General features: G+C 73.1%; 15 protein-coding genes. 7 read left to right on the plus strand and 8 right to left on the minus strand.

The window, feature by feature from the left end; translation table 11 throughout:
- Positions 1 to 63: 63 nt before the first annotated feature.
- Both ACFWJO_RS13380 and xylB read right to left on the minus strand, forming a co-directional pair.
- Positions 64 to 1,218 (minus strand): ROK family protein, encoded by a 1,155-nt coding sequence (locus tag ACFWJO_RS13380; protein ID WP_386864834.1) that lies wholly within the window; start codon positions 1,216 to 1,218, stop codon positions 64 to 66.
- Positions 1,219 to 1,288: 70 nt separating this feature from the next.
- Positions 1,289 to 2,722: a xylulokinase gene (xylB, locus tag ACFWJO_RS13385; RefSeq protein ID WP_386864835.1), complete on the minus strand. Its 1,434-nt coding sequence runs from the start codon at positions 2,720 to 2,722 to the stop codon at positions 1,289 to 1,291.
- A gap of 107 nt (positions 2,723 to 2,829) precedes the next feature.
- Between xylB and xylA the strand changes: the two genes are divergently transcribed.
- The gene (gene xylA, locus ACFWJO_RS13390) at positions 2,830 to 4,002 is read left to right on the plus strand and encodes a xylose isomerase (RefSeq protein ID WP_386864836.1); all 1,173 of its coding nucleotides are present in this window, start codon (positions 2,830 to 2,832) and stop codon (positions 4,000 to 4,002) included.
- A gap of 60 nt (positions 4,003 to 4,062) precedes the next feature.
- Here xylA and ACFWJO_RS13395 read toward each other — a convergent pair whose 3' ends face one another.
- The 6 genes from ACFWJO_RS13395 to ACFWJO_RS13420 form a co-directional block, all read right to left on the minus strand.
- Complete coding sequence (locus tag ACFWJO_RS13395) at positions 4,063 to 6,201, minus strand: alpha-galactosidase (RefSeq protein WP_386864837.1); 2,139 nt, start codon at positions 6,199 to 6,201, stop codon at positions 4,063 to 4,065.
- A gap of 102 nt (positions 6,202 to 6,303) precedes the next feature.
- The gene (locus tag ACFWJO_RS13400; protein ID WP_386864838.1) at positions 6,304 to 8,286 is read right to left on the minus strand and encodes a TIM-barrel domain-containing protein; all 1,983 of its coding nucleotides are present in this window, start codon (positions 8,284 to 8,286) and stop codon (positions 6,304 to 6,306) included.
- A gap of 111 nt (positions 8,287 to 8,397) precedes the next feature.
- Complete coding sequence (yicI, locus tag ACFWJO_RS13405) at positions 8,398 to 10,680, minus strand: alpha-xylosidase (protein WP_386864839.1); 2,283 nt, start codon at positions 10,678 to 10,680, stop codon at positions 8,398 to 8,400.
- The gene (locus ACFWJO_RS13410; RefSeq protein ID WP_386864840.1) at positions 10,677 to 12,101 is read right to left on the minus strand and encodes a GH1 family beta-glucosidase; all 1,425 of its coding nucleotides are present in this window, start codon (positions 12,099 to 12,101) and stop codon (positions 10,677 to 10,679) included. Before ACFWJO_RS13410 ends, yicI begins: the two co-directional genes overlap by 4 nt.
- A 44-nt stretch (positions 12,102 to 12,145) precedes the next feature.
- Entirely contained in the window at positions 12,146 to 13,129 is a 984-nt protein-coding gene (locus tag ACFWJO_RS13415) for an acetylxylan esterase (RefSeq protein WP_386864841.1), read from the minus strand.
- A gap of 98 nt (positions 13,130 to 13,227) precedes the next feature.
- Positions 13,228 to 16,083, minus strand: a complete 2,856-nt coding sequence (locus ACFWJO_RS13420) for a glycoside hydrolase family 3 C-terminal domain-containing protein (RefSeq protein ID WP_386864842.1) — start codon at positions 16,081 to 16,083, stop codon at positions 13,228 to 13,230.
- A 222-nt stretch (positions 16,084 to 16,305) separates the two neighbouring features.
- On the opposite strand from ACFWJO_RS13420, the gene ACFWJO_RS13425 reads away from it, so the two are divergent.
- The 6 genes from ACFWJO_RS13425 (at position 16,306) to ACFWJO_RS13450 (ending at position 24,389) form a co-directional block, all read left to right on the plus strand.
- Positions 16,306 to 17,976: an ABC transporter substrate-binding protein gene (locus ACFWJO_RS13425; RefSeq protein WP_386864843.1), complete on the plus strand. Its 1,671-nt coding sequence runs from the start codon at positions 16,306 to 16,308 to the stop codon at positions 17,974 to 17,976.
- Positions 17,973 to 18,920, plus strand: coding sequence for an ABC transporter permease (locus ACFWJO_RS13430; RefSeq protein WP_386864844.1), 948 nt, complete (start codon positions 17,973 to 17,975; stop codon positions 18,918 to 18,920). The genes ACFWJO_RS13425 and ACFWJO_RS13430 overlap by 4 nt, the downstream gene beginning before the upstream one ends.
- Positions 18,917 to 19,891, plus strand: a complete 975-nt coding sequence (locus ACFWJO_RS13435) for a carbohydrate ABC transporter permease (protein WP_386864845.1) — start codon at positions 18,917 to 18,919, stop codon at positions 19,889 to 19,891. Before ACFWJO_RS13430 ends, ACFWJO_RS13435 begins: the two co-directional genes overlap by 4 nt.
- Before the next feature lie 128 nt (positions 19,892 to 20,019).
- Complete coding sequence (locus ACFWJO_RS13440) at positions 20,020 to 21,048, plus strand: LacI family DNA-binding transcriptional regulator (protein ID WP_386864846.1); 1,029 nt, start codon at positions 20,020 to 20,022, stop codon at positions 21,046 to 21,048.
- 26 nt (positions 21,049 to 21,074) lie between these two features.
- Entirely contained in the window at positions 21,075 to 23,066 is a 1,992-nt protein-coding gene (locus tag ACFWJO_RS13445; RefSeq protein ID WP_386864847.1) for a beta-galactosidase, read from the plus strand.
- 33 nt (positions 23,067 to 23,099) lie between these two features.
- Complete coding sequence (locus ACFWJO_RS13450; protein WP_386864848.1) at positions 23,100 to 24,389, plus strand: hypothetical protein; 1,290 nt, start codon at positions 23,100 to 23,102, stop codon at positions 24,387 to 24,389.
- The last annotated feature ends 8 nt before the right edge of the window (positions 24,390 to 24,397 follow it).

A 24,397-nucleotide genomic window follows, 5' to 3' on the forward strand; every position in this document is an offset into this window, starting at 1 on the left:
GACCGGCGATGAACGAGGCGGGCACGCGACGGCCGTGGTCGGCCACGGCTGAGGACGGAGCCGTCAGGAGCTCGACAGCCGGGTGGGGTCGGCGACGAGCCTGCGGACCGTCATCAGGGCCGCGCCGAGGACCGGTCCGCGCCGGCCGAGCGCCGAGGCGCGGACCGCCTCCGAGGCCCAGGGCCGGACCGTGACCCGGGCGGCCAGTTCGGCCCGCACCGACGGCAGCAGCCACTCGGCGAGTTCGGCGTAGGCGCCGCCGATGACGAGGCCGTCCGGGTCGATCAGGTCGATCGCGGCCGTGAGGGCGAGGCCCAGGGAGCGCCCGGCGCGGTCCAGAGCGCGCAGGGTCGGCGCATGGCCGGCGCCGGCCCGCTCGGCCAGCAGGGCGACCGGGTCGCCGTGCCGCGTGAGACCGGCCTCGCGCAGCACGGCAGCGTCCCCCGCGTACTGCTCCAGGCAGCCGCGGGATCCGCAGGCGCAGGGCGCGCCGTCCGGGTGGACGGGGATGTGGCCGAGCTCGCCGGCGAAGCCCCGGGCGCCCCGGAACAGCCGCCCGTCGATGACCAGGGCGGCGCCGATCCCGGCGGCGCCGGAGACGTGCACGAAGGTCTCCATGACCCGCTCCGCGTGCCAGTACTCGGCGAGCGCCCCGAGGTTCGCCTCGTTGTCCGGGTCGGGCACGGTGTCCGGGTCGGGCCAGTGGTCGGCGAGGCCGACGGCGTGCCAGCCGAGGTTCGGTGCGCGCTCGACCAGCCCGCGCCGTTCGTTCGACACCACCCCGGGCACGGCCAGGACCCGGCCCTCGACGCGCAGTCCGAGGGCGGCGGCCTCGGCCTCCGCCTCGGCGGCCAGCGCGGCGGCCTCCGCAAGCACCTGTCCGGCCGGCCTTCCCGCGTTGGACCGTTCCACCCGGCGCCACACCCTCGGCTCGCCGCGCAGGTCCGCGACGCACGCGGCGAGGTGGGTGACGCCGATCTCCAGGCCGAGGCCGGCGGGGCCGCGGTCGCTCACGGCGAGCACCCGTCCGGGGCGGCCGACCCGCCCGCCGGAGGAAACGGCCTCCGCCTCGGTCAGCGCGCCGCGGACGATCAGCTCGTCGGCCAGCGAGGAGACGGCCGCCCTGGTCAGGCCGATGCGCCCGGCGACGTCCGCGCGGGAGAGCGGGCTGTGCGCGGCGACCGTGCCGAGAACGAGTGCGAGGTTGCGCCGGCGCATGTCCTGCTGTGAGACGGGCCCGCTCGTAGGGACCCCGCTCGCCCTGCCGACCACCGTCACGCACCGTCCCTCACTCGTTTTCCCTGGCCGGGGCACCCTGGAGTGCCGCCGACCGACGCAGGGTATCCCCGATCCGTTCGAACGCGCTGTCGTCCCTTGCCACCGGCTCGAGGACGCGGCCCTCGGCGGTGCGCCAGCGGCGGGCGACGGCGTCGGCGCTCTCGCCGGTGAGGAGTGCGGCGGCCTGGGCGGCGGCGCCGAGGGCGACCAGCTCCTCGGCGGCGGGCACCTGGACCGCCCGGCCGGACAGCCGCAGCACGGTCCGCTGCCAGGCCCGGCCCCTCGCGCCGCCCCCGATCAGCAGCAGCGGCCGGTCGGTGTCGGGGTGTTCGCCGGAGGCGCGCAGCACCTCGTCGAGGGCGGTGAGCAGCGCGTGGGCGGCACCGTCGTAGGCGGCCTGGAGCAGTTGCCCAGGGGTGGTGTCGTGCCGCAGCCCGTGGACCAGGCCCGAGGCGCCGGGCAGGTCGGGGGTGCGCTCGCCGTCCAGGTAGGGCAGGACGACGACGGTGCCGCCGGTCTCGACGTCCTCGCGGTCGCGTCCGAGCAGGGTGGCGAAGCGGTCGACGGCGAGGGTGCAGTTGAGCGTGCAGGCGAGCGGCAGCCAGTGACCGAGGGCGTCCGCGAAGCCGGCGACGGTGCCACTGGGGTCGGCGGGGCGGGCGCGGCCGACGGCGTAGACGGTGCCGGAGGTGCCGAGGCTGAGCACGGGCCGCCCGGGGGCGAGGCCGAGGCCGAGGGCGGCGGCCATGTTGTCGCCGGTGCCGGTGGCCACCGGGATGCCGGCGCGCAGCGGCAGGCCGGGGCGGACGGTGCCGGCGGGTGCGCCCGGGGAGAGGACCCGGGGCAGCAGGGCGGGGTCGAGGCCGATCCGGTCGAGCAGGTCCCGGTCGTAGCCCTCGGGGCCCCACCAGCCGGTGCCGGAGGCGTCGCCGCGGTCGGTCACGGCCTCGCCGGTGAGCCGTTCGGTGAGGAAGTCGTGGGGCAGCCGGACGGCCGCGGTGCGGTCGGCGGCCGCGGGTTCGGTGGCGCGCAGCCAGGCCCACTTGGGGGCGGTGAAGGCGGCGGTCGGGACGCTGCCGGTGCGGTGCGCGAGCTCCTTCGGGCCGTACGCGTCGCGGAGTGCGGCGGCCTGTGGCGCGGAGCGGACGTCGTTCCACAGCAGGGCCGGGCGGACCGGTGTTCCGGCCGCGTCGAGGGTGACCAGGCCGTGCTGCTGGCCGGCGATCGAGACGGCGGCGGCACGGTCGGCCCAGCCGGTTCCGGCGGTGGCCTCGGCGAGGGCCTGCCACCACTGCTCGGGGTCGCTCTCCCGGCCGGCGCCGGTGCTGACCGTGTGGGCGGCGCGGCCCTGGCCCAGGACGGCGCCGGTGTCGAGGTCGACGGCGAGGGCTTTGGTGGACTGGGTGGAGCTGTCGACACCGATGACGACGCGCTGGGCGGCCATGCGTTCCTCCGGTCGGACGTGCGGCGGGGGTTCCTTCTGACGTCCGGGCATACTAATTTGTCATCCGCCATAACAAACACCCCTCGGTACGATTCCGGAGCCGCACGATGACCATCGATCCCCTCGTCCCGACTCCCGCGCACAAGTTCACCTTCGGCCTGTGGACCGTCGGCTGGCAGGGGCGCGACCCCTTCGGCGACGCCACCCGGCCGGCCCTCGATCCGGTCGAGACCGTGCAGCGGCTCGCCGAGCTCGGCGCGTACGGCGTCACCTTCCACGACGACGACCTGATCCCGTTCGGCGCCGGCGACACGGAGCGCGAGCAGGCCGTCAAGCGCTTCCGGGCCGCGCTGGACGCAGCCGGACTGAAGGTGCCGATGGCCACCACCAACCTCTTCGCCCACCCCGTCTTCAAGGACGGCGCCTTCACCGCCAACGACCGCGACGTGCGGCGCTACGCCCTGCGCAAGACGATCCGCAACATCGACCTGGCCGCGGAGCTCGGCGCCTCGGTGTACGTCGCCTGGGGCGGCCGCGAGGGAGCCGAGTCCGGCGCGGCCAAGGACGTGCGCACCGCGCTCGACCGGCTGAAGGAGGCCTTCGACCTGCTGGGCGAGTACGTCGAGCAGCAGGGCTACGACCTGCGCTTCGCCATCGAGCCCAAGCCCAACGAGCCGCGCGGCGACATCCTGCTGCCCACGGTCGGCCACGCCCTGGCGTTCATCAACGAGCTGGAGCGCCCCGACCGGGTCGGCCTCAACCCTGAGGTCGGCCACGAGCAGATGGCCGGACTGAACTTCCCGCACGGCATCGCGCAGGCCCTGTGGCACGGCAAGCTGTTCCACATCGACCTCAACGGGCAATCCGGCATCAAGTACGACCAGGACCTGCGTTTCGGCGCGGGGGACCTGCGGCAGGCGTTCTGGCTGGTCGACCTGCTGGAGTCGGCCGGCTACGACGGCCCGCGGCACTTCGACTTCAAGCCGCCGCGCACCGAGGACTTCGACGGCGTCTGGGCCTCGGCGGCCGCCTGCATGCGCAACTACCTGCTGCTGGCCGAGCGCTCCCGCGCCTTCCGTGCCGACCCGGCGGTGCAGGCCGCGCTCACCGCCTCCCGGCTGCCCGAACTCGCCCTCTCCACGGCGGAAGACGGCCTGGCCGGACTCCTCGCGGACCGCTCCGCCTTCGAGGAGTTCGACGTGGACGCCGCCGCCCGGCGCGGCATGGCCTTCGAGCAGCTGGACCAGCTCGCTCTGGAGCACCTCCTCGGCGCCCGCTGACCCGGACCGGTGCCCCGGCCGGGTCGCGCAGGCGGCGCGACCCGGCGCGCCGGGCGGGGTTCACTCCCGCGAGGCGGGTGGCTGCGCCCGTGCTTCGATCACCAGCGCGTGGCCGGGGCGGTTGGCGAGGTCCGGGGCGGCCAGGCCGACGTGGGCGAGGTACCGGCCGGTCAGGGTGAGCCCGGTCGTGCCGCGCGCCCAGGCGGGCCAGGTGTGCTCGGGGCAGGAGAGTTCGGGGCGCACCCGCAGGGCGTAGCGGGCCGTGGGCTCCAGGCCCGGCAGGCGTACGGGCGCGCCGTTCTCGGCGACGGAGGTGTCCAGCTGGACGTAGGCGAACACGGCGTGGGCCCGGTCCCGGGAGACGACACCGTGGACCCAGGCGGCCGGGTCGGGGTGGTCGGTGCGGACCACGTCGCCGCCGTGGAGCAGCGGCCGCAGTTGCTTGTAGGCGCCGACCCACGCGGTGAGCGCGTCCAGGTCGTCCTTCGACCAGGTGGAGATGTCGGACTCGATGCCGGCGTGTCCGAACAGGGCGGTCGCGCAGCGGAAGGCGAGCGTGGTGTCCCGGTGGCTGATGTGGGCGGGGGCGGAGCCGACGTGGGAGCCGATCAGCTCGTAGGGCAGGAGGAGACCGGTCCAGCGCTGGATGGCCTGGCGTTCGAGCGGGTCGATGTTGTCCGATCCCCAGATCCGGTCCGTGCGCTCCAGGATGCCGAGGTCCGCGCGGGCCCCGCCGGACGAGCAGGACTCGATCTCCAGCCCGGGGTGGCGGTCGCGCAGTTCGTCCAGGAGCCGGTAGACCGCCGTCGTCTGCGCGTGCACGCCGGGTCGGCCCTCGTGGACGGCGTCGGCCAGGTCGCGGTTGTGGTCCCACTTGAGGTAGTCGATGCCCACGTCCCCGACCAGGGTGCTGATCCGCTCCAGCAGGTAGGCGTGGGCGTCGGGGTGTGCGACGTCCAGGACGTGCTGGCTGCGCTGCTCGAACGGGAGGCGTTCGGCATCGGCGAGGAACCAGTCGGGGTGGGCGCGGGCCAGGTCGGAGTCGGGGTTGACCATCTCGGGCTCGACCCAGAGGCCGAACTGCATGCCGAGCCCGTGGACGTGGTCGGCGAGCGGGCCGAGCCCGCCGGGCCACACCGTCTCGTCGACGTACCAGTCCCCGAGGCCGGCCCGGTCGTGGCGGCGGTGCCGGAACCAGCCGTCGTCCACGACGAACCGCTCCACGCCGACCGTCGCGGCGGTTTGCGCGAGGGCGCGGACCCGCTCGGCGTCGTGGTCGAAGTAGACCGCCTCCCAGATGTTCATGGTGACCGGTCGGGAGGTGTTCGGGTGTCCGGGCCGGTCCCGGAGCATGCCGTGGAATCCGCGGCTGATTCCGTCCAGACCCGTGCCGGAGGTCGCGAAGTACACCCACGGGGTCCGGTAGGACCCGCCCTCCGCCAGCCGGATCTCGCCCGCGTCCAGCAGTTCGCCGCCGCCGAGGACCGTCGTCCCGTCGGCCTGCCGTTCCGCGTACTGGACGTGGTTGCCGCTCCAGGCGGAGTGCACGCCCCAGACCTGCCCCTGCCGGAAGCCGAAGGCCGGGGTGCCGGCCAGCAGCAGTCCGGCGTCGAAGCCGGTCCGGCCGCGCCGGCTCTCCCTCGACCACACGCCCTGCCGCAGCGGGGCGCGCTGCGGGGAGCGCTCACGGGCCCAGCGGCCCGCGAAGTCCAGCAGTTCCACCGCGTCCGCGGGTACCGGAAGCACGCAGGCCAGCGCGTCCAGGGTGTAGGCGTCGGTCGCCGTGTTGGTCAGGGCGTGACGCATCCGCACCACGCCGTGCTCCGTCATCTGCAGCTCGGTGTCCAGTGCGAGCCCCGCGCCACGGTCCAGGGCCCGCACGTGGACGACACCTCCCCGGCCGTCCTGGGCGCGCACGACGACCGGTTCGGCGAGCTCGAGACGCAGGGGGCGGACCCGGCCGCCGCGGTGCCCGGCCAGAGCCGGCCGTCCGAACCAGCCCTCCCCCTGGGAGGGCATCAGGCTCCCGGTCTGGTGGCCCGGGGGCCGGCCCATGGCGTGGAGCACCTGCGCGGCGTCGCCGGCACGGAAGCCGGGATCGGCACCCCAGTGCAGTACCCGGGGCACACGGGGTCCGGTGATGTCGAGCGCGAGGGCCGCGTCACCGGCCGACAGCACGACGACGTCGGATTCAGTCATCTCGTCCTCGTTCCATGGGGCTCCTGGTTCGGTACTCGGCGGGCGCCGGGCCACACCGGTGGCAGTACGGCGGGAACGCGTCGCCCTTGCCGTGGAGAGCGGTCAGCCGAGCCGGTCCGCGACGTCGGCTCCTTCCCGTACGAAGACCGGGACGCGTTCCAGCGGGGCCCGCGCGTCGAGCGTCGTTCCGCCCTCCCGCACGCGTCCCGTGAGCGGGTCGAGCCAGCGGGCGCCGGACGGCAGGTACACCCGGCGTGTCCGGGCGCCCGCCTCGTACACGGGCGCCACCAGCAGATCGGGGCCGAGCAGGAACTGGTCGTCCACGTCCCAGGCGTGCTCGTCCTCGGGGAAGTCGAAGAACAGCGGGCGCATCGGCGGGGCGCCGGTGCGGTGGGCCTCCTCGGACAGTCTCCTCAGGTACGGGCGCAGGCGCTCACGCACCAGCACGTGGTCGCGGAGGATCTCGTACGCCTCTTCCCCGTACGACCAGACCTCGTTGGGCCCGCCGGTCATGTCGGCGGAGAAGGTGGGGAAGTTGGGCGCGCGGTCGCCGTGCAGCCGCATGACGGGGCTGAAGGTGCCGTACTGGAACCAGCGGATCAGCAGTTCGCGGTAGGCCGGGTCGTCCGGGTCGCCGCCGAAGAAGCCGCCGATGTCGGTGTTCCACCAGGGGATGCCGCTCATCGCGACGTTCAGCCCGGCCCTGATCTGGCGGGCGAGGGAGTCGAAGGTGGTCGGGATGTCGCCGGACCACAGCAGGGCCCCGTGACGCTGGCTGCCGGCCCAGGCGGAGCGGACCAGCGACAGCGGCCGGTCCTCGCCCTCCGCCCGCAGGCCGTCCGACACCCCGCGGACGTGCTCCAGGGGATAGAGGTTCGCGGCCGCGGCGGCCGGCCCGGCCGCGTAGACGGCGCGCTCGGCGCGGTCCGGGGGCAGGTCCGGCTCGCAGGCGTCCAGCCAGAAGCACGCCACGCCCAGCGAGCGGTAGTTGTCGTTCAGCCGCTGCCACAGCGCGGCGCGTGCTCCCGGCTCGGTGGCGTCGTAGTACGCCATCGGACGGATCAGCGCGTCCCCGGCGTACCGGGACGGCCACGGGTACGTCAGCAGACCGCCGGCCGCGTCCCGGACGAGGTGTCCGGCCGCGCGCAGTTCGTCGTGGGAGTCGCCGCCGGGCTCGACGGTGGGCCACACCGACACGGCCAGCTTCACACCGAGGTCCGTGAGCTCCTCGACCATGGCGGCGGGGTCGGGCCACTCGCTCTCCTCGAAGCGCCAGTCGCCCATCCTCGGCCAGTGGAAGAAGTCGCAGACGATCACGGACAGCGGGATCCCGCGCTCCTCGTACTGCCGTGCCACCGCCAGGAGTTCGTCCTGAGTCCGGTACCGCAGCTTGGACTGCCAGAAGCCGGTCGCCCACTCGGGGAGCAGCGGCGGGCGGCCGGTGGCCAGCGTGTAGGAGTCCAGAACCTGGGCCGGGGTGTCGCCGGCGGTGATCCAGTAGTCGATGCGTCCGCCGCCGTCGGCCGTCCACCGCGTGGTGTCGGCACCCAGTTCGACGCGGCCCGTGGCGGGGTTGTTCCACAGCAGTCCGTAGCCGCGCGAGGAGTGCAGGAAGGGGACGGCCGCCACGGTGTTGGCCTGGACGAGGTCGATGACACAGCCCTTCTGGTCCAGGCGTCCGTGCAGATGCTGCCCCAGGCCGTGCAGCCGTTCACCGTCATAGGCCTCGAAGGACTGTTCCGTCCGGCCGCCTGCCGCGTGGACGCGATGGCCGGCGTGGTGCCCGTACGGGCCCTTGTCGGCGAGGAGTTCGCGGCCCGAGACGGCGTGGCGGAAGCTCAGCCGGCCGTCGGCCGAGGCCTCGACGGCGAGGCGGCCGTTGACCAGACGCGCACAGCCGTCGTCCGATGCGGACAGTTCGGCCCGCGGGCAGGGTGAGGGGTCCTCCAGCGCGCCGGGAGCGGCGGGGTCGATCGTCCCGGACGAGGCGCGCACCCGTACGGCGTCCGGTCCCCAGGGCTCGATGCGGAGGATCTCTGCGGCGGTGTGCCGTTCCAGGCCGCCCGCGCGGATGCCGTAGGACAAGGGTGATCCCTCTGTTCTTCTCTCGAATGGTGGGTGTGCGGGGTGCGAGGGGGGCGGGGACCCGCACGACGGTCAGGTGGCGTGCGGGGCCCCGCCGTACGGGGGCCGGGCTCAGGCCGGGTACGGCAGGTCGGCCTCCAAGGTGCCGGCCGGGCTGGTGTGCAGGGTGCCGTCCGGGCCGCCGATCCGCAGCTGCCACGGGTGCGGGCTGTCGGTGGTCACCCGGATCCGGTCGCCGGTGCGGTGCAGGTGGAAGCGGGCGGTCTCGCCGGGCCCGTCGGCGCGCGGGATCACGACGGTGCGCTCGGCGCCGTCGGCGAAGGCGTGGACCCGCAGTTCGACGTCCTCGGCCCAGGCGGAGACCGGGCGCTGGTCGTCCGCGCCGAGCGGGATGACGGAGTCGGGGCGGGCGAGGAGCGGCAGGGTGTGGAAGCCGTGCTGTTCGCGCACCCAGCGGGGGCCGGTGACCTGGTCGCCGGTCAGCAGGTTGGTCCACGTCCCCTCGGGCACGTAGTAGTCGACCGTGCCGTCCTCGGTGAAGACCGGGGCGACGAGCAGGTCGTCGCCGAGCAGGTACTGCCGGTCGAGCGTGGCGGCGGCCGGGTCGTCGGGGAACTCGAGGACCATCGCGCGCATCACCGGCACGCCGGTGGTGTGCGCCTGCTGGGCCGCGTGCTGGAGGTAGGGCGCCAGGCGGTGCTTGAGCAGCGTGAACTCACGGGTGACCTCGACGGCCTCCTCGCCGTAGTCCCACGGCACCCGGTACGACTTGCTGCCGTGCAGCCGGCTGTGCGAGGACAGCAGGCCGAACTGCACCCAGCGTTTGAAGACCGCGGGGGTCGGGGTGCCCTCGAAGCCGCCGATGTCGTGGCTCCAGAAGCCGAAGCCGGACAGGCCGAGGGACAGGCCGCCGCGCAGGGACTCCGCCATCGCGTTGAAGTGGGATTCGCAGTCGCCGCCCCAGTGCACCGGGTACTGCTGGCCGCCCGCGGTGGCGGAACGCGCGAAGAGCATGGCCTCGCCCTCGCCGCGCTCCTCGCGGAGCAGCTCGAACACGGTGCGGTTGTAGAGGTGGGTGTAGTAGTTGTGCATCCGCTCCGGGTCGGAGCCGTCGTGCCAGACCACGTCGGTGGGGATGCGCTCGCCGAAGTCGGTCTTGAAGCAGTCCACGCCCATGTCGAGCAGGGTGCGCAGCTTGCCGGTGTACCAGGCCCGCGCGGCGGGGTTCGTGAAGTCCACCAGCGCCATGCCGGGCTGCCACAGGTCCCACTGCCAGACGCTGCCGTCCGGGCGCCGGACCAGGTGGCCCGCGCGCATGCCCTCCTCGAAGAGGGCCGACTTCTGCGCGATGTACGGGTTGATCCAGGCGGAGATCCGCAGCCCCTGCTGCTTGAGCCGGGCCAGCATGCCGACCGGGTCGGGGAAGGTCTCCGCGTCCCATTGGAAGTCGCTCCACTGGTACTCGCGCATCCAGAAGCAGTCGAAGTGGAAGACGCTCAGCGGGATGCCGCGCTCGGCCATGCCGCCGACGAAGCCGTTGACCGTCGCCTCGTCGTAGTCGGTGGTGAAGGAGGTGGTCAGCCACAGGCCCAGCGCCCAGGCGGGCGGCAGCGCGGGGCGGCCGGTGAGCGCGGTGTAGCGCTCCAGGATCCGCTTGGGGGTCGGGCCGTGGACGACGAAGTACTCCAGCGACTGGTCCTCGACGCTGAACTGCACCTGGCCGACCGACTCGGAGCCGATCTCGTAGCTGATCCTGCCGGGGTGGTTGACGAAGACGCCGTAGCCCCGGTTGGTCAGGTGGAACGGGATGTTCTTGTACGCCTGCTCGCTGCTGGTGCCGCCGTCCGCCTGCCAGATGTCCACCACCTGCCCGTTGCGGACGAACGGGGTGAACCGCTCGCCCAGGCCGTAGACCAGCTCGCCGACGCCCAGGGAGAGCTGTCCGAGCATGTGGTGGCGGCCGTCGGCGTCGGTGACGAAGCCGGTACCGCGCTCGCCGGCGCTGGTGAGCACCCGGCCGCCCGCGGTGAACTCCAGCTGCCACGGCTTCGCGGTGTCCACCCGCAGGGTCAGTTCGCCGGAGCTGAGCTCCGCGACGTCGCCGTCGCGGCGGACCTTTCCGCTGCCGGGCTCGGCGCCGGGCAGGGCGAACTCCGGTCCGGGGCGGACCGAACCGGCGTGGTGGGTGGTGCGCACCCCGATCACGCCCTCGGCCGGGGACCAGCACTCGACGGTCAGCAGGGGGCTGTTGAGCGTGTCACCACGGCCGCGCACGTGTCTGACGGGTGCGTAGAGGGTCATCCGGTCCTCGCCGGAGCGGACGTCGGCGACCTCGGTGGCGTAGCGCGCGGTGACTCCCGGGCGCATCAGCCAGTAGCCGTCGGTGAACTTCATCGGGCTGGTTCCTCCGTCCGCGCGCGGTGCGCGGTGATCAGGCCCCGGTACCAGTGGTAGCTGTCCTTGGGCGTGCGGGTCAGGGTGGCGTAGTCGACGTGGACCAGACCGAAGCGCTGTTCGTAGCCCCGGGCCCACTCGAAGTTGTCCAGCAGGGACCAGACGTAGTAGCCGCGCACGTCGACCCCGGCCGCGATGGCGTCGGCGACGGCGGCGAGGTGGCGGGCCAGGTAGTCGATCCGCTCCGGGTCGTGGACCCGGCCGTCGGGGGTGAGGCTGTCGGCCTCGGCCGAGCCGTTCTCGGTGATCCAGATCGGCGGGAGGTGCGGGTGGCGGGCGTCGAGGTCGCGGAGCAGCTCGGTGAAGGCGGACGGGACGACGGGCCAGCCCATGGTGGTGAGCCGGGTGCCGTACGGGTCGGTTTCGGCGACGCCGATGTCCACGGCGGTGCGCCGTTCGGGGTCGGCCTCGCGGTGCGGGGCGGCCTCGACGGTGAGCGGCCGGTAGAAGTTGATGCCGACGAAGTCCAGTGGGGCACCGATCAGTCGCAGGTCGCCCGGGAGGCGCCAGGGGCCGTCGGCCAGGCCTTCCCAGGTCTCGGCCTCGTGCTCGGGGTAGCGGCCGGCGAACAGCGGCCCGGTCCAGACCTCGTTGTGCAGCACCTCGGCCCGGCGCAGCGCGGCGAGGTCCTCGGGCCGTGCCGAGGCGGCGTGCAGGCGTTCGAGGTTGAGCGTGACGCCGACCTCGCGCGCCCCGGCGGCGCGCAGCTCCCGGACGGCCAGGCCGTGGCCGACCAGCAGGTGGTGGGCGGCCGCCAGGGCCCCGCGGCCCTCCCGGGCGCCGGGCGCGTGGCGGCCCTCGGCGTAGCCGACGAAGGCGGAGCAGAACGGCTCGTTGAGGGTGATCCAGCGCTCGACCCGGTCGCCGTAGCGGTCGGCGGCGACGGCCGCGTACTCCGCGAAGGCCTCGGCGGTCTCGCGCACCCGCCAGCCGCCCCCCGCGGCGGAGCCGCTGACCGATGGAGTCTCCAGGGCCTGCGGCAGGTCCCAGTGGTAGAGGGTGGCGGCGGGCGCGATCCCGGCGGCCAGCAGTTCGTCGATCAGCCGGTCGTAGAAGTCCAGGCCCTTCGGGTTGACCGGGCCGGTGCCCCGGGGCAGCAGGCGGGGCCAGGAGATCGAGAAGCGGTAGCCGTCGACGCCGAGCTCCCGGAGCAGGGCGACGTCCTCGGGGTAGCGGTGGTAGTGGTCGCAGGCGGTGTCGCCGGTGGCGCCGCCGACGGTGCGGCCCGGGGTGTGGCTGTAGGTGTCCCAGATGGACGGGCCGCGGCCGTCCTCGTCGTGGGCGCCTTCGATCTGGTAGGCGGCGGTCGCGGCACCGAAGTGGAAGCCGGGGGGCAGGACCGGGTGGGCCGGCGCGCTCATGCTGTTCTCCGCCTCGCTGGTCCGTCGGGGATCGGGTACGGCGGTCACGGCTGCGGCACCAGCCCGCGGTCGCGCAGCCAGGACAGCTGGACGGGCGGGTTGGAGCCGCAGCCGCCGGCGTGGTCGGCGAAGGGCCAGACGGTCATGGTGCGGTCCTCGCCCGCGTAGTGGTTGTAGGCGGCGTAGACGGTGCGGGGCGGGCAGACCGGGTCCATCAGGCCGACGCTGAACAGGGCCGGTGCGGTCGCCCGTTGGGCGAAGTTGACGCCGTCGAAGTAGGCCAGGGTGGTGAAGGCGGGCAGCACCCGGTGCCGGCTGTGCCGGCGCAGGTAGTCGACGAGTTCCTGGTACGGCCCGTCCAGGGCGAGCTGCGCACCCTCGCGGTAGTGGCACAGGAACGGGACGTCGGGCATCACCGCGGACACCCGGTCGCCGGTGAGTCCGGCGACGGCGAGGGCCAGGCCGCCGCCCTGGCTGCCGCCGGCCAGGACGATCCGGTCGGCGTCGAGTCCGGGCAGCTCCGCGACGGCGTCCACGGCGCGCACGCAGTCGGTCATCAGCCGCCGGTAGTAGTAGCTCTCCGGGGAGTCGATGCCGCGGGTCATGAAGCCGCCGACCCACTGGGTGCCGACGCCCATGTCGCGGTCCGGGGTGTCGTGGCCCTGGCCACGGCTGTCCACCACCAGCTGGGCGTAGCCGGCAGCGGACCAGAACAGGTGCTCGGTGGGCAGCCCCCGGCCGCAGGAGTAGCCCATGTAGGTGACGACGACCGGCAGCGGGCCCGCCACGCCGCGCGGGCGCAGCAGCCAGGCGGCCACCGGTTCGCCGTTCCAGCCGGGGAAGCGTACGTCGTCGATCTCGACGGTGCGCAGTCCGTGCTGCGTGGTGACGCGTTCGGCCTTGACCGCGCCGCCGTGGGCCCTGGCCTCGGCGAGGGTGTGCTGCCAGAACTCGTCGAAGTCCTGCGGGATGGTCGACTCGGGCTTGTAGGCGTCGAGTTCGTCTACTCCGGAATCGGTGAACGGCACGGGGTTTTTCCTCCGGGTGTCGGGTTCGAGGTCAGGCGGTGCAACAGGTGGCGGTCCGCCCGCCATGGGCGGACCGCCGGTGGGTGGGGCGGCGGCCCTCAGCCGGCCGTGGCGAAGCGGAAGGCGGTGAGCCGGAAGTCGCCGTGCAGGGTCAGGCTCAGGTCGTGCGCGCCGTGGAGCGGGGCGGCGAGTTCGGAGGTGGTGCTCGTCCAGGCGTGGCGGTCGCCGGTCACCGGCACCTCGATCACGGCTACCGTCCGGTCGCCGGACCGGACTTCGAGCCGCGCCGGTCCCGCCCCCTCGAACTCGCGGGCGGTCTCGGCCTCGACCCGGACGGCGCCGGAGAGGTCGATGTCGCGGAAGCGGAGCGTGGCGGGCCGCGCGGGATCGGTGGGCGTGACGGCGTCGCCGTCGGTGCGGGTGGCGTCGACGATGGTGATGTCCTCGTAGTCGTCGAAGTCGACGGCCAGGACGCGGTGTCCGACGCCCGCCCGGCTCGCGGCGGCCGTCCCGGTCACGGTGAGCGGCGCGGTGAGCACCGGCTGGTCGGCGCCGCGGGCGACGATCACCTCGTAGCGGCCGGGGTCGACGGTGAACTTCCCGGTGGCGACGGACCAGTGGGCGAGCCGCTCGGCCGGCAGCCGGAAGGTCAGTTCGCGGCTCTCGCCCGGCTCCAGCCGGACCTTGCGGAAGTCGGCCAGGCGCAGCCGGGGCGCCTGGTAACGGGCTTCCAGGACGCGGACGTAGACCTGGACCACCTCGCTGCCGGCTCGGGCTCCGCCGTTCGCCAGGGTCACGGTGGCCTCGACCGAGCCGTCCTGCCCGATCGACGGCTGCGACAGGCGCAGGTCGCGGTAGCCGAAGTCGGTGTAGGACAGCCCGTGGCCGAAAGGGTAGAGCGGGGCGGCGGGGTGGTACTGGTAGGTCCAGCCGGCCTTGATGATGTCGTAGTCGAGCGGGGCGGGCAGCGGGTCGTCGCCCCGGTACCAGGTCTGCGGCAGGCGGCCGGCGGGCTCGGCCTCGCCGAGCAGCACGGCGGCCAGCGCGTGTCCCGTCTCCTGCCCGCCGTGGGAGGTCCACACCACGGCGGGCAGGTGTTCGTCGGCCCAGTCGAGGGCGTACGGGTAGCTGCTCATCACGACCAGGGCGGTCTCCGGGCGGACGGCCGCAACCGCGCGCAGCAGTTCCTCCTGCCCTTCGGGCAGGTCGGTGTCCGCGCGGTCCTCGGTCTCGCGGCCGTTGATCATCGGGTGGTTGCCGAGGACGACCACGGCGACGTCGGCCGTCGCGGCGGCCGTCCGGGCCTCGGCGGCGCCGTCGCGCACCACCTCGCGCTGCCAGCGCTCGGCGTCCGCCGCGCTCTCGGCGGTGACGCTCACCCGGCCGTCGGCCGGGTCCACGGCGGCGTAGCGTCCGGTGAACACGGAGCGCAGCAGGACGGTGTCGGGGCCGGCCGGTTCGAGCCGGAAGGTCTCCTTCACGAACCAGGCCTTGATGGTGTCCTGGCCGGCGGCGAGGGCGTCGTCGTCCTGGAGGCTCAGATAGCGGCCGGTGTCGGCGGCGCGCAGCGTGGTGGCGCCGCCGCCCCAGTCGGTCACGTCGTAGGCGGACTTGCCGAGCAGCTCACCTGTGGTGCGCGAGCGCAGGGTGATCCGGTCGGAGCCCTCCACGCGGGTCACCTCACCGCCGTGGGTGCCGAGGGCCGCGGCCAGTCCGGTGGCGATGCCCACCTGGTACGGCATGGTGCCGCTGTACCAGTCCTCGAAGAGGGTGTCGGCGAGCGGGCCGATGACGGCGATCCGCGGTGCGCGGGACGCGTCGAGCGGCAGCAGGCCGTCGTTCTTGAGCAGGACCGTCGACTCGATCGCGGCCTGCCGGGCCAGGGCGCGGTGCTCGGGGCTGTCGATCGCCTCCGGGCCGATCCCGGCGTACGGGTCGAGGTCGGGGTCGAACTCACCGAGGCGGAAGCGCACTTCGAGCTGGCGGCGGACCGCGCGGTCGATGTCGTCCTGGTCGATCAGGCCGCGCTCCAGTGCCTCCCGCAGCCGGCCGACGACCGTCTCGGTGTCCTCGCCGTGGTCGGTGAAGCTGTCGATGCCGGCCTTGAGCGCGGCCGCGTGGCCCTCGGCGTGGTCGTCGAAGTAGTGCTCGGGGTCGACCAGGTTGGACGGGGCCTCGGCGTCGCTCACCACGAACAGGTCGTGACCGGTCGGCGCCGCCCAGCGGCGCAGCTCCGCCTCGATCAGCGGACTGACGTGGCAGGGGCGGCCGTTGACCAGGTTGTAGGCGGCCATCGCGCCGGTCGCGGCGCCGGAGGCGATGACCGGGCGGAAGGCGGCCAGGTCGTACTCCTGGAGCACCCGCGGGCGTAGCCCGGAGGAGGTGGTGCAGCGGTCGTCCTCGTTGTTGTAGGCGAGGAAGTGCTTGAGCACGGGGGCGGTCCGCAAGTAGGTCGGGTGGTCGCCGGAGAGCCCTCGGCAGAACGCCTCGCCGACCCGCGCGGTGTGCAAGGGGTCCTCGGAGTAGCCCTCCTCGTTGCGGCCCCAGCGCGGGTCGCGCAGCAGGTTGAGCACGGGCGCCCAGGCCTGGAGGGAGTTGGGTCCGCGTTCGGGGCCGCCGACCGCGGGCGGGCGGTGGTGGTGGAAGGCCCTCAGCTCGGTCGAGACCGCCTCGGCGACCTTGCGCACCAGGTCCACGTCCCAGCTGGCACCGAGGCCGACGGCCTGGGGGAAGACCGTCGCCTCACCGAGCCAGGAGACGCCGTGCAGGCCCTCGCTGCCGGTGCGGAAGGCTGCGACGCCCAGGCGGGGGACGGCCGGCGCGTACTGGTGCAGCATCGTGAGCCGCTCGTCGGGGGTGAGCCGGTGGAGCAGGTCGTCGACACGCTTGCGCAGGGGGAGTGCGGGATTGCGGAAGCCGGGCAGGCCGGCTGCGGACGCGGGCACGGAACTCACGTGGAATACCCCTCGGGCGGACTCGGCTCGTGGTCACAGGTCGAAGCGCTTCGACGCTGGCACGCTCCAGAACCGGTGTCAACTCCCCCGGAAACATGGGGTTTTTGATTTGTTCAGGCTCTTGTCGAACCTGTAATGCGTCGTTAGTGTCGCCGAAACATCCAAGCGCTTCGACACTTCGACGCTTCGACGGAGAGGGGCCACGCCACCATGAGATCCGGGATGAAACGCAGGAGCTTCCTGACCACCGCCGTCACCGTCGCGGGAGCCGCCGCGATGGCACCCCTGCTGTCCGCCTGCGGCGGCGACTCGGGCAGGAAGGCCGGGGCGAACACCAGGGAGGGCCTGAAGGCGGCCCTGCCCGCCCATGTGCCGAACGCCGACGCGGTCAAGCCGGACATAGCCCCTGTGCACGGTGGCGCCGGCGCCGCGACGGACCCCGCCTACTTCTCCTACCCGGCCGCCCCGCCCGTCACCGTCTCCGGCGTTCCGGGCAAGGGCGGCAGCTACACGGCGGTCACTCCGATGTGGGGCACCGCCCCGCCGGTCGGCAACTCCTTCTACCAGGCGATGAGCAAGGCGCTCGGGGTCGAGCTGACCATGAAGCCGGCGGACGGGATCAACTACAACACGATCGTCCCGACGATGACCGCCGCCAAGAAGCTGCCCGACTGGATCCAGCTGCCGTCCTGGTGGAACGCCAACTTCAACACCGGCGGGCTGGCCGGCACCCAGCTCGCGGACCTGACCCCGTACCTGTCCGGCGACAACGTCAAGAAGTACCCGAACCTGGCCGCCCTCCCCACCGGCGCCTGGCAGAACGGGATCTGGGGTGACAAGCTCTACGGGATCCCCTGCTTCTCCACCGGCTTCGGCATGCCCGGTGCCGTCTTCTACCGCCGGGACGTCCTCGATGCCCGGGGCATCACCGCCGACCAGGTCAGGTCCGCCGACGACCTGATGCGCCTCGGCAAGGAACTGACCGACGCCAAGCGGGGCGTGTGGGCCTTCGACGACGTGTGGGTCTACCTCCAGAGCGCGTGGAACGTACCGATGAAGTGGCGGATCGACGACGGCAAGCTGGTCCACATGTTCGAGACGCAGGAGTTCCTGGAGGCCGTCGACTGGCACTACCGTCTGGCCACCTCCGGCTCCATGCATCCGGACGCGCTCGCCGGTGACGTCGCCAACGGGTCCACCCGCTTCTACAGCGGAAAGGTGCTCATCACGGGCGGCGGACTGGGCGCCTGGAACCTGTCCGACCACCAGTCCGGCGTCGCCGCGGACCCGCACTACCGGCGCGGCGCGTTCCACGCCATCGCCGCCGACGGCAAGAGCACCCCGGTGGCCTACATGGGCGCCGGCGCCAGCATGATCAGCTACCTCAACGCCCGGCTGAAGCCCGCGCAGATCGAGGAACTGCTCGCCGTCGCGAACTACCTCGCCGCTCCCTACGGCACGGCCGAGTACACCCTGGTCAACTTCGGGGTCGAGGGCGTCCACCACACCCGGGTGAAGGGCGTGCCGACCTTCACGGAGGAGGGCAAGAAGGACGTCCAGGCGACGACGTACCCGTTCCTTGCCGCCACCTCCTCCGTGATCAGCAACCCGGGCGGCGAACAGGTCACCAAGGACTACGCCGGCTGGTCGGCCGCCAACGTCAGGTACCTCACCAAGCCGCCCTTCTGGGGCATGAACCTCAGCATGCCGCAGTCCCTGGCCGCGGCCGAGGCCGCGGCCGGCGTCAACGACACCCTCAAGGACTGCTACCACGGCAAGAAGAAGGTCTCCGACGTGCAGGCCGCCATCGCCGGCTGGCGCTCCGGCCCCGGGGAGCGGCTCAAGCGGTGGATGACGGACAACGTCCTCGACAAGTACGGCTCCGGCCAGTGAGCACCGCGGTGCCGAAGCGCCCCGTCTCGCCGGCGCGGCTCGACCGGCGGGTCCGGCTGAAGCGCGACAAGTCGCTCCTGCTGATGACGATCCCCGCGGTCGTCCTGCTCCTGGTGTTCAACTACGTGCCGCTGTTCGGCGTCGTCACCGCCTTCCAGGAGTACGACCCGCTGGTCGGGGTCTGGCGCAGCGAATGGGTCGGCTTCGACCAGTTCCGGCAGCTGTTCGGCGACCCGGGCTTCTGGGCCGCGATGAAGAACACGCTGTACCTGAGCTTCGTCCAGCTGGTCCTGTTCTTCCCGGTCCCGATCGCGCTGGCCCTGCTGCTCAACTCGGTGATGAGCGAGCGGATCCGCAACCTCTTCCAGTCGGTGGTCTACCTGCCGCACTTCTTCTCGTGGGTGCTGGCGGTCACGATCTTCCAGCAGATGCTGGGCGGCGCCGGCGTGCTCAACCAGTTCCTGCGCCGGCACGACATCGGCACCTGGGACATCATGACCAACCCGGACACCTTCGCACTCCTCGTCACCTCGCAGGTGATCTGGAAGGAGGCGGGCTGGGGGATCATCGTCTTCCTCGCGGCGCTGAGCGCGATCAACAGCGAGCTGTACGAGGCCGCGGCCGCGGACGGCGCCGGCCGGTTCCGGCGGATGTGGCACATCACGCTGCCGGGCCTGCGCGGGGTGATCGTGCTGATGCTGGTCCTGCGCCTCGGCAACGCGCTGTCCGTCGGGTTCGAGCAGTTCCTGGTCCAGCGCGACGCCGTCGGCCACGAGGCCGCGGACGTCCTGGACACCTTCTCCTTCTACTACGGCATCGCCACCGGCGGCTACAGCTACGGCGCGGCGGCCGGGCTCTTCAAGAGCGTGGTCTCCCTCCTGCTCATCTGGGGTGCCAACAAGCTGGCGCACGCCTTCGGCGAGGACGGGCTGTATCGGAAATGACCAACGCACTCACCATGGCCTCCCGGGGCGAGAAAGGCCGCACGGCGACAGCGGCGGCCCGGCGCCGGACCCACTCCGCCCGCCCGGCCTGGGAGGAGCCGCCGACCGCGGTCGGCCAGGCCGCCAAGGGGCTCACGCTCGGCGGGACGCTCGCCGTCATCCTGGTCCCGCTCTGGATCATCGTGCTGACCAGCTTCTCCACACCCGGTGCCATCAACCGGGCCGGCGGCCTGGTGATCTGGCCGGACGGCCTGACCACCGAGACGTACCGCCAGATGCTCAGCGACCCGACCGTCTCCACCGCGCTCCTCGTGAGCCTCGGCATCACCGTGGTCGGCACCACGATCTCCATGGTCGTCTCCGTCCTGTGCGCCTACGGCCTCTCCCGGCGCCGGTCGCTCGGCCACCGCTTCGTCCTGATGCTGCTGATCGTCACGATGTTCGTCAGCGGCGGACTCATCCCGAGCTTCCTGGTGGTCACCGGGCTCGGTGGCTACGGCCAGTGGTGGGCGCTGATCCTGCCGAGCGCGGTCTCCGTCTTCAACATCCTGGTGCTGCGCGCCTTCTACCAGGAAACCTCCTCCGAGCTGATCGACGCGGCCCGCATGGACGGCGCCGGGGACTGGCGGATCCTGTGGTCCGTCGTCCTGCCCACCTCACGTGCCGTCACCGCCGTCACCGCGCTCTTCTACGCCGTCGGGTACTGGAACTCGTTCTTCAACGTCATGCTCTACATGCCGACGGACAGTCAGAAGTGGCCGCTGCAGTACGTGTTGCTCACCTACGTCAACCGGGCCAACGGCCTGCCCGGTTCCGTCAACTCGGGCTTCGGGAGCACCCACACGCAGACCGCGCCGCTGTCGCTGCAGATGGCGGTCGTGGTCCTCACCCTGGTACCACTGGTGATCATCTACCCGTTCGTGCAGAAGCACCTGCGCACCGGTGTCCTCACCGGCGCGATCAAGGGCTGAGCCGAAGCCGGGCGCCCCGGACCGGGAGCGGCCCCGCACACGAGGGCCTGATCCGGAAGACAGGCCCTGGGCCTCCCCGCCGCGTGGCCGGGCCGCTCCCCCGTAACCGACACGAAGGAAGCACAGCGATGGTGACACTCGCCGATGTGGCCAGGCACGCCGGCGTCTCGTCCAGCACGGTCAGCTACGCCCTCAGCGGCAAGCGTCCGATCTCCGACGAGACCAGGATCCGCATCGAGCGGGCCATCACGGACCTCGGCTACCACCCCAACGCGGGCGCCCGGGCCCTGGCCGGCAAGCGCTCGCACATCATCGCGCTGGTGGTACCGCTCCACCCCGAGGTGCACGTGCCCACCATGATGGAGATCGCCATCGCCGTCACCGTGGCGGCCCGCGAACACGGCTACGACGTCCTGCTGCTCACCAACGACGAAGGCCCCGAAGGCGTGCGCCGCGTCGCCGCCACCGGGCTCGCCGACGGCGTCATCCTGATGGACGTCCGGCTCGACGACGACCGCGTCCCGGTCCTGCGCGCCCAGGAGATCCCGGCCGCACTCATCGGCCTGCCCGACGACCCCACCGGACTGTCCTGCGTCGACCACGACTTCGCCACCGCGGGCGCCCTGTGCGCCGACCACCTGGCCGACCTCGGCCACCACGACATCGCCTTCATCGGCTACAGCAGCGGCGTCTACCGGCGGCACGCCGGCTACGCCGAGCGCACCCTGAACGGCTTCCGCGCCCGCGCCGAGCAGCGGGGCCTGCGGTTCCTCCACCGGCCGTGCGAGGGCACGTACGAGAGCACCGCCGGCACGCTGGCCCGCGTCCTCGCCGACCGCCCGGACACCACCGGGTTCGTCGTGCAGAACGAGGCGGCGATCGGCCCGCTGCTCAGTCTGCTGCGGGCCAGCGGACGGACCGTCCCCGAGGACGCCTCCGTCATCGCCCTCTGCCCCGAGGCGATGGCCGAGCAGCACGCCCCCCGGCTCACCTCCGTGACCGGACCGCAGAAGGACCTCGGGCAGGTCGCCGTCGACCAGGTCATGGCGAGGATCGCCGCGACCGCCGCCGGCGACGAGCCGGAGGACCGGCTCCTCCTGATGCCACCGGAACTGGTGGTCCGCGAAAGCACCGCCCCGGTTCCGCGCCGCAGTTGACACCCTTACCGGAGATACGGTTTCAGATGGACATCCACCGGCTCACCGACCGCCTCGGCGGCCTCGCCTACGGCGGGGACTACAACCCCGAGCAGTGGCACGCCGAGGTGTGGAAGCAGGACGACGAGCTGATGCGCCGGGCGCGGGTCAACCTCGCCACCGTCGGCGTCTTCTCCTGGGCCCTGACGGAGCCCGAGGAGGGCCGCTACGACTTCGACTGGCTCGACTCCCAGCTCGACCGGCTGCACGCAGCCGGCGTCGCCGTCGACCTGGCCACCCCCACCGCCTCCCCGCCTCCCTGGTTCACCCTGGCCCACCCGGACGCCCTGCCCGTCCGCCCGGACGGCACCCTCCTGACCCACGGCAGCCGGGACACCTACTGCCTCACCGCCCCCGCCTACCGCCAGGCCGCCCGCCGCATCGCCGCCGCCCTCGCCGAACGCTACGGCGACCACCCGGCGCTCGCCCTGTGGCACGTCCACAACGAGTACGTCACCCTCTGCTCCTGCGACCACACCGCCGCCGCCTTCCGGGTCTGGCTGCGCGCCCGCCACGGCTCCCTGGACGCCCTCAACGAGGCCTGGGGAACGGCCTTCTGGAGCCAGCGCTACACCTCGTGGGAGCAGATCCTGCCGCCCCGCCAGAGCCAGTGGCACCGCAACCCCGGCCAGACGCTGGACTACAGCCGCTTCTGGTCCGACGAGACCCTCGCCGCCTACCGCGAGCAGCGCGACGCCATCCGCGCCCACAGCGACCGCCCGGTGACCACCAACCTCATGCTTCCCGGCTACCAGAACCTGGACCTGTGGGCCTTCGGCCGCGAGGTCGACCTGGTGTCCATCGACCACTACCCCACCGCGCCCGGCGTCGACGCCGCCGCCCAGGCCGCCTTCGACGCCGACCGGGCCCGCTCCCTGGCCGGCGGAGCCCCCTGGCTGCTGATGGAATCGGGCACCGACACCGTCTACGACGGCGGCCGCATCCTCGGCAAGGAGCCGGGGGACATCCTGCGCCACTCGCTCGCCCACATCGCCCGCGGTTCGGAGGGCGCGCTGTTCTTCCAGTGGCGCCAGTCCCGGGCCGGCGCCGAGACGTGGCACTCGGCGATGGTCCCGCACGCCGGGCCGGACAGCCGCGTCTTCCGCGAGGTCACGGCGGTCGGAGAAGCCGTCGCCCGGCTCGGCGAACTCGCCGGCTCCACCGTCCGGGCCGAGGTCGCCGTCCTGCACGACTCCGACGCCTGGTGGGCGATGAACGCCGACGGTCTCCCGTCGTCCGAGCTCGACTACCTCACCACGCTGCGCCGCGCCCACCGGGCGCTGTGGGACGCCGGCCGGACGGTCGACTTCGCCCACCCCGAGCACGACCTCGGCCGCTACCGCCTGGTTGTCGCGCCCGCGCTGTTCCTGCTCACCGACGCGGGCGCCGAGAACCTGCGCCGCTACGTCGCCGCCGGAGGGACGCTGCTCGTCCAGCACTTCAGCGGCCTGGTCGACGAACGCCTCCACGCCCGGCTCGGCGGCTACCCGGCCGCCCCGTTGCGCGAGGCACTGGGCATCCGGGTCGAGGAGCACCGCCCGCTGCGGCAGGACGAGCGGATCACGCTCTCCGACGGCTCGACGGCCGGCGTCTGGAGCGAGGCCCTGCGCACCGAGGGCGCCGAGACGCTCGCCGCCTACACGCACGGCATGCTCGACGGCGGCCCGGCCCTGACCCGGCACGCCTTCGGCTCCGGCTCCGGCCACGGCTGGTACCTCTCCACCCGGCTCGACGACACCGGCTACGCGGCGCTGGTCGGCCGGCTGCTCTCCGAGGCGGGCGTCTCCCCGGAGCTGCCCGGCCTGCCGGCCGGTGTCGAGGCCGTCACCCGCCACGCACCGGACGGCCGGCGCTGGCACCTGCTGCTCAACCACCGCGCCGAGGCCGTACCGCTGCCGCGACCCGGCCACGACCTGCTCACCGACGCCCCCCTGAGCGAACTGTCGCCCGGCGCCTGCGCGGTCCTGCCCGCGCACTGACCTTCCACCGCGTCTCCTACCGAGGAAGGCACCATGACCGACCCGCACGAGACGATCCGCTGGGGCCACGACGCCCTGGAGCTGGAGATCTCCCTGGGCGAGCACGCCCCTGCGCGCCTGATCCGCCTGGGCGCGCCCGGCGAGAAGACCACCGCGCCGCGCCCCGCCGCACCGCTGCCGCTGCCGCTGCCGCTGGTGGAGGTGACCACCGCCGGCCTCGGCCGCGACTGGTCAGGCCGCCACCTCGTCAACTCCGTGCTCGGCTCGCGGCTGCGCGACCGTTCCCACCGCGCGACCCGGGACGGCGACTGGCACGTGCTCACCGTCGACCTGCACGAGCCGGAGACCGGTCTGACCGCCCGGGCGGTCCACCGGTCCCGGAGGGCCTGCCGGTGCTGCGCAGCGAGGTGCTGCTCCGCAACGACGGGCCGCGGACGCTGTACCTGGAGTCGGTCGGCTCGCTCGTGGCGGGCTGCCTCACCGGAGGCGACCCGGCGGCCCTGGAGGGCGCGGAGCTGCTGTGGGCGGAGAACGAGTGGTTCGCCGAATGCCGCTGGCAGCACCGGCCGCTGCGGGCCTCCTCGCCCGAGCGAGGCGGCCGCTTCCCCACCACCGCCGGCCGCAGCACCCGTGTCGTCGCCGGCGCTCGACTGGCTGGACGGCGTCCTGGACCGGCACCCGGACCTGGTGATCGAGAACTGCGCCTCCGGCGGCATGCGGATGGACCACGCTCTGCTCTCCCGGCTCCAGCTGCAGTCCACCAGCGACCAGCAGGACCTGCTGCGCTACCCGCCGATCGCGGCGGCGGCACCCACCGCCGTCACGCCCGAACAGGGCGCCGTCTGGGCGTACCCGCTGCCCGAGGACTCCCTCGACGAAGTGGCCTTCACCATGGCGGGCGCGCTCCTCGGCCGTATCCACCTCTCCGGCCGGATCACCGAACTGTCCCCGGAAGCAAGGACGCTGGTCCACGAGGCAGTCACCGTCCACAAGTCGATCCGCGCCGACCTGCCGCAGGCGCTGCCCTCCTGGCCAATCGGGCTCCCGGGCTGGGAGGACCCGTGGATCGCCCTCGCACTGCACACCCCGGCCACCACCTACGTCACCGCCTGGCGCCGCTCCGGCGAGGAGCCCGTCAGGGATCTCGGCCTCCCCCACCTGGCCGGCGCCGACGTCCGCGTCGAGGTGCTCTACCCGTCGTCGAGCCGGGCCGCCACGGCCTGGAACCCGGACACCGCCGAACTCACCCTGACCCTGCCGACGGACCCGTCCGCCGTCCTGCTGCGCCTCACCCGGCCAGCGCCTGTCATGCCCATGACATGACCATCACC

Origin of the sequence: Streptomyces sp. NPDC127092, assembly GCF_042722475.1 — a bacterium.
GTDB lineage: Bacteria > Actinomycetota > Actinomycetes > Streptomycetales > Streptomycetaceae > Streptomyces.

Coding starts and splice junctions, on each gene's coding strand:
- ACFWJO_RS13380 (WP_386864834.1), bottom strand. CDS start 1,218: ATGCGCCGGCGCAACCTCGCACTCGTTCTCGGCACGGTCGCCGCGCAC.
- xylB (WP_386864835.1), bottom strand. CDS start 2,722: ATGGCCGCCCAGCGCGTCGTCATCGGTGTCGACAGCTCCACCCAGTCC.
- xylA (WP_386864836.1), top strand. CDS start 2,830: ATGACCATCGATCCCCTCGTCCCGACTCCCGCGCACAAGTTCACCTTC.
- ACFWJO_RS13395 (WP_386864837.1), bottom strand. CDS start 6,201: ATGACTGAATCCGACGTCGTCGTGCTGTCGGCCGGTGACGCGGCCCTC.
- yicI (WP_386864839.1), bottom strand. CDS start 10,680: ATGAAGTTCACCGACGGCTACTGGCTGATGCGCCCGGGAGTCACCGCG.
- ACFWJO_RS13410 (WP_386864840.1), bottom strand. CDS start 12,101: ATGAGCGCGCCGGCCCACCCGGTCCTGCCCCCCGGCTTCCACTTCGGT.
- ACFWJO_RS13425 (WP_386864843.1), top strand. CDS start 16,306: ATGAAACGCAGGAGCTTCCTGACCACCGCCGTCACCGTCGCGGGAGCC.
- ACFWJO_RS13435 (WP_386864845.1), top strand. CDS start 18,917: ATGACCAACGCACTCACCATGGCCTCCCGGGGCGAGAAAGGCCGCACG.
- ACFWJO_RS13440 (WP_386864846.1), top strand. CDS start 20,020: ATGGTGACACTCGCCGATGTGGCCAGGCACGCCGGCGTCTCGTCCAGC.
- ACFWJO_RS13445 (WP_386864847.1), top strand. CDS start 21,075: ATGGACATCCACCGGCTCACCGACCGCCTCGGCGGCCTCGCCTACGGC.
- ACFWJO_RS13450 (WP_386864848.1), top strand. CDS start 23,100: ATGACCGACCCGCACGAGACGATCCGCTGGGGCCACGACGCCCTGGAG.